The sequence below is a fragment of the Mycobacterium sp. E3198 genome (assembly GCF_001667015.1).
Taxonomy (GTDB): Bacteria; Actinomycetota; Actinomycetes; order Mycobacteriales; family Mycobacteriaceae; genus Mycobacterium.
In genome coordinates this window covers 1-522 of the sequence record NZ_LZIS01000040.1, presented here as the reverse complement: position 1 = coordinate 522, position 522 = coordinate 1, and the positions used below count along the sequence as shown (strand labels likewise).

At 72.0% G+C, this 522-nt stretch carries 1 protein-coding gene; it reads right to left on the bottom strand.

The window, feature by feature from the left end; all coding sequences use genetic code 11:
- A partial coding sequence (locus tag A5673_RS04940; RefSeq protein ID WP_156747856.1) for an SDR family NAD(P)-dependent oxidoreductase occupies positions 1 to 522 on the bottom strand: 522 nt, incomplete at both ends.

The following is a 522-nucleotide window of genomic DNA, read 5'->3' as shown; positions in this document are numbered from 1 at the left end:
GGTGTGGTGGCGGCGGACGGCCAGCGCGTCCAGGAAGGCATTGGCCGCAGCGTAATTGGCCTGCCCGGGGCTGCCCAAGATGCCCGCGGCCGAGGAGAACACCACGAACGCGGCCAGGTCGCGGTCGGCGGTGAGGCGATCCAGATGCCAGGCGGCGTCGGCCTTGGCGGCCAACACCGCATCGAGTTGGTCGGCGGTCATGTCGCTCACGACGACGTCGTCCAAGACCCCGGCGGCGTGGATGACCGCGGTCAACGGGTGGCCGTCAGCGATGGTGTCGAGCGCCGCGGCCAGCTCGGCGGAATTCGCGGTGTCGCAGGCGATGATCGAAATGTGGGCGCCCAGCCCGGTCAGGCGCTCGTGCAGCTCGCCCGCGCCCGGAGCGTCGGGGCCGCGGCGCGACAGCAGCAGCAGGTGCTTGATGCCGTACCGGGTCACCAGGTGTTCGGCGAACAGCGCGCCCAGCATGCCGGTGCCGCCGGTGATCAGCGCGGTGCCCTCGGGCTCCAGCACCGGTTGCGG